This window comes from Acidiphilium sp. 20-67-58 (genome assembly GCF_002255515.1).
Taxonomy (GTDB): domain Bacteria; phylum Pseudomonadota; class Alphaproteobacteria; order Acetobacterales; family Acetobacteraceae; genus Acidiphilium.
Genome location: NZ_NCAS01000070.1, coordinates 1 through 4,427, shown reverse-complemented (window position 1 = coordinate 4,427; position 4,427 = coordinate 1). Strand labels below are relative to the sequence as shown.

2 protein-coding genes are annotated in these 4,427 nt (G+C 59.4%); both read left to right on the top strand.

The features are described 5' to 3' along the window. Positions 1 to 678 precede the first annotated feature (678 nt). Positions 679 to 1,323, top strand: a complete 645-nt coding sequence (locus B7Z76_RS15565) for a recombinase family protein (protein WP_291345118.1) — start codon at positions 679 to 681, stop codon at positions 1,321 to 1,323. Next, entirely contained in the window at positions 1,274 to 4,264 is a 2,991-nt protein-coding gene (locus B7Z76_RS15560; RefSeq protein ID WP_291345115.1) for a Tn3 family transposase, read from the top strand. The genes B7Z76_RS15565 and B7Z76_RS15560 overlap by 50 nt, the downstream gene beginning before the upstream one ends. The last annotated feature ends 163 nt before the right edge of the window (positions 4,265 to 4,427 follow it).

Below are 4,427 nucleotides of genomic sequence, written 5' to 3'. Positions count from 1 at the left end.
CTGTAGTGTAATAAGGGGGGCGGAGGTTCGTTCCAATATCAACAATAACGATGCGATACCATTTCGACGATAATTTATGAAAACTCGAAAGTCTTGATTTTTGTGCCTGTATCACTCTTTCAAACGGACGTTTGACAGAGTGATACGGCTTTGCTCCGCTGCGCTTATACGGGGTAAAAACCAGCGCGGCTCAGCGCATCACGCGCTCTGCTCAGTGCAGTAGCGACCCCACGTGCGATAGGCTGTTTCAGGTGTGGCCCGAGCGGCACCTCGTCCCTGGCCAGTTTTCGCAACTCGGCAAGCCAAGTCGCTGCAAGATGACAAACCGCTCGATCGGGCTCACCGAGTAAATGCCGGACTGCTTCCCAATCTGGCCTGTCATGTCTCAGAACGCGATTATACATTCCCTTGACTTCGTGGCCCGAAGTAACGAAACGCCCCAAATTGTAGCATAAGCGGACAAAATGAGAACGCTGGAGGGGTAAAATCGAGGGATTCTGCCGGTTTGAGCGGAGATCCCGGTGCTGAAGTCAGAATTGCGGCTGTACGGAAAACACATGTTTTTCGTCAGGGGTACGGGCGGTGTCAGAAAGCTCGATTTATCCCCCGAATTATGTACGAGAAACCCTGTCGGAATGGTAAGGTGTACGGAAACCAATGTTGGGGGGTTTTCCGTACATGCTGATCGGCTACATGCGCGTCTCCACAGACAATGACCGGCAGGTGCTGGATCTACAGCGCGATGCGTTGCTTTGCGCCGGCGTCGATGAACGGCACCTATTCGCGGACCATGCCAGTGGCAACCGGCGGGATCGTTCCGGCCTTGGATCGGCACTGGCCTATCTTCAACCTGGCGATTGTCTTGTGGTCTGGAAGCTCGACCGACTGGGCCGTTCGTTGCCCCATTTGCTGGAAACCGTGAACGGGCTCCGGGCGCGGGGGATCGCCTTCCGGTCTCTGACCGAACAGATGGATACCACCACGCCGCAGGGCGAGTTCCTTTTCCACGTCTTTGGCGCCCTGGCACAGTTCGAGCGTTCCCTCACTCAAGAGCGGGTGAACGCCGGTCTGGCTGCCGCCCGCCGACGCGGGCGGCAAGGTGGCAGACCTTTCGGAATCGATCCGGAGAAATTGGCCACCGTGATCACCGCGCTCGATGCTGGTGCCACGAAAGCATCGGTTTGTCGGACTTTTGGCATCCCGCGCAGCACGCTGGTCGACTCCTTGGCCCGGATCGGCTGGTCTCCCGGCGCGAACGCTCAGGGAGAAAAAAGTGGGATACCGCCGAATACTGACCGAGGACCAGATCGTACTGCTGTTTGATCCGCCGACCGATCAGCGGGGTCTGATCCGCCATTATACCCTGTCGGCTGCGGACTTGGCGCTGATTCGACGCGGCCGTGGTGATCATCATCGCCTCGGCTACGCGCTGATGCTTTGCTATCTGCGCCATCCTGGCCGAGTGCTGCGAGCGGGTGAGATACCCGATCCATCTCTGGTTTCATTTGTTGCCGATCAGATCGACGTCTTGCCAGATTCACTCGTGCCCTACCTGGCATCCGAACAAAATCGACGTCGTCATTCCGCGTCTTTGCTGAACCGCATCGGGCTCCGGACATTTGGCCCCAAGGCGGCAAATGAACTGTCAGCTTGGCTGCTTCCCCATGCGATCGAGAACGAGCGTCTGCTCGATCTTGCCGCTCTGGCTATGGAGGAATGTCGTCAACGCGGCATCATTGTACCGGCGCCGGCGAGACTTGAGCGAATTTGCATCGAGGTACGACACAAAGCGCGGCGTGAAACTGAGCGTCGGCTGACCGACGGATTATCCACCGACCAACGACGCGGTTTGGATGCCCTGACAGAGCGTCGCCTGGAAACCAGTCAAAGCTGGCTGGCCTGGCTGCGCCAGATGCCGGAATCCGCAAAGCCCGGTTCGATGCTCGGATTGATCGAACGGTTGGCGCATGTGCGGGCGATCGGTCTCGCTCCGGCGCGGGGCCATCTCGTTAACCAAGCCCGTCTTGCACAGCTTGCCCGCGAGGCGGGACGCATGACGGTTCAGCATATCGCCGACTACGAACGCCGGCGACGCCACGCCACGCTCACCGCCATCACCCTCGAGCTGGCGGCTAACCTGACAGATCATGCCATTGATCTGTTCGAACGGCTGATTGGTGCGATGTTCCGGAAAGCCGAAGGCAAGCACGCTCGTGATTTCCAGGCTGATGGACGAGCGATCAACGAAAAGGTCCGGCTCTTTGCCAGGATCGGAACGGCCCTGATCACCGCACGTGCCGGCAAGGGCGATCCCTTCGCGGCGATCGACAAGGTGATGCCCTGGGAGCGGTTCTGCACGACGGTCGCGGAAGCGGAGGCCCTGGCCCGGCCGGAGGAATTTGATCCATACCAAAAGTTGACCGAGCACTATGCTGGCGTCAGGCGATGGGCACCAGCCTTTCTCGAAGCCTTCACCTTCCAAGGCGTGGCCGCCACGACACCGCTGATGCGCGCAATCGATATGTTGCGCCGGATCAATAAAGCCGGTGCCACAACCCTGCCGAAATCCGCCCCGACCGCCTTCATCCGCCAGCGTTGGGTGCGCCATGTTTTGCCCGGGAACGGCATCAACAGGCGTTATTATGAACTCTGCGTGTTGGCGGAATTGTGCACGCGCCTACGCGCTGGTGATGTCTGGGTCACGGGCAGTCGGCAGTATCGGGCCTTCGAAGATCGTCTGATTTCCACGGAAACCCTGCAAGCTATGCAAGGGGATTCCGGCATTCCGCTTGCCGTCGAGACCGACTTCGAACGGTTCATCGCGGAACGTCAGACCCGCCTCAATGAACGACTTGCCGCGGTTGAGGCCCGTGCCAAAGGCGGGTTGCTGCCCGACGTCACGATTGACAAAGGGATCCTGAAAATCATGCCGATCGAGAAATCGACACCGCCCGAGGCCGAGGCATTCGCGGGCCGCCTGTATGCGATGTTGCCGCGTATACGGATCACCGATCTGTTGTCGGAAGTTGCCGGCTGGACCCGCTTCCCCGAGTGCTTCACCCATTTGCGGACAGGCGAGCTTGTTGATGATCCCAGAGTTCTCATCGCCGGCCTTCTGGCCGACGGGCTCAATCTGGGTCTGACCCGCATGGCCGAAGCGTGCAGTATCGCCAGCCTCGGTCAACTCGCCTGGGCGGCCGATTGGCATATTCGCGACGAGACTTACGCGCTGGCGTTGCGGCGCCTTGTCGATTATCAGAATCGCGAGCCGCTCGCCGCGATATTCGGCTCAGGATTAACCTCGTCCTCGGATGGACAATTTTTCCGGGCCGGTGGGTTCGGCCGCGATGCGAGTCAGTTCAACGCCCATTATGGCCATGAGCCCGGCATCAAATTCTATACCCATCTCTCAGGTCGCTACGCGCCGTTCCATACCAAGGTTATCGCCGCGACCGCGAGCGAGGCGATCCATGTCCTCGACGGACTGCTCGATCATCACGGCGAAGTCACGACACGCCAGCACCGCCACCATACCGATGGCGGAGGCGTATCGGATCACGTCTTCGCGTTGTGCGCCCTGCTCGGATTCCAGTTTGCACCACGAATTCCCGACCTGAAAGATCGCCGCCTCTACACCTTCGCCAAAGGCACAACCTACCCGACGCTCGGGCCGATGATCGCCGGCCGTATCAACATCAACCTGATCCGCGCGCACTGGATCGACATTCTGCGGATCGCCACGTCAATCCGCACCGGCACCGTGACCGCGTCGCTCATCATGCGCCAACTCGCCTCATATCCCAGGCAAAACGGTGTCGCCGCAGCACTCCGGGAACTTGGCCGGCTCGAGCGCACGCTATTCACCCTCGACTGGCTGGAAGACCCCGAATTACGCCGCGAGAGCAGCCAGGAACTCAACAAGGGCGAATCTCGGAACAGCCTGGCGCGGGCGGTCTTCATCCACAGGCTCGGCGAAATCCGCGACCGGACATTCGAAAATCAGAAGCACCGCGCATCCGGCCTCAATCTGGTCGTCACCGCGATCATCCTCTGGAACACGCGCTATCTTGGCCGCGCCATCGACGCCTTGCGTAAGGTCGAAGATGTTCCAGATGCCCACCTTACTCACCTTTCCCCGATCGGCTGGGAGCACGTGAACCTGACCGGGGACTACATCTGGGGCAGCCAGCAGAAATCAACGGAAAACCCTGTCGGATTGCGCCCACTCAGGCCCGTACCCGACACTGTATCAAGGGCCGCATGATGTTCTCCCTTTGTCCGCTTATGCTACAAATCGGGGCGTTTCGTTACTTCGGGCCGATTTTATAAGAGCCCGAATCTGAATGGTAGTGTGGCTATCGGTTGCGTGCGATTTTTCGTGTGATCAGGCGGATATGTGCGAGGAAGAGCCATGCGGTGGCGCTGGT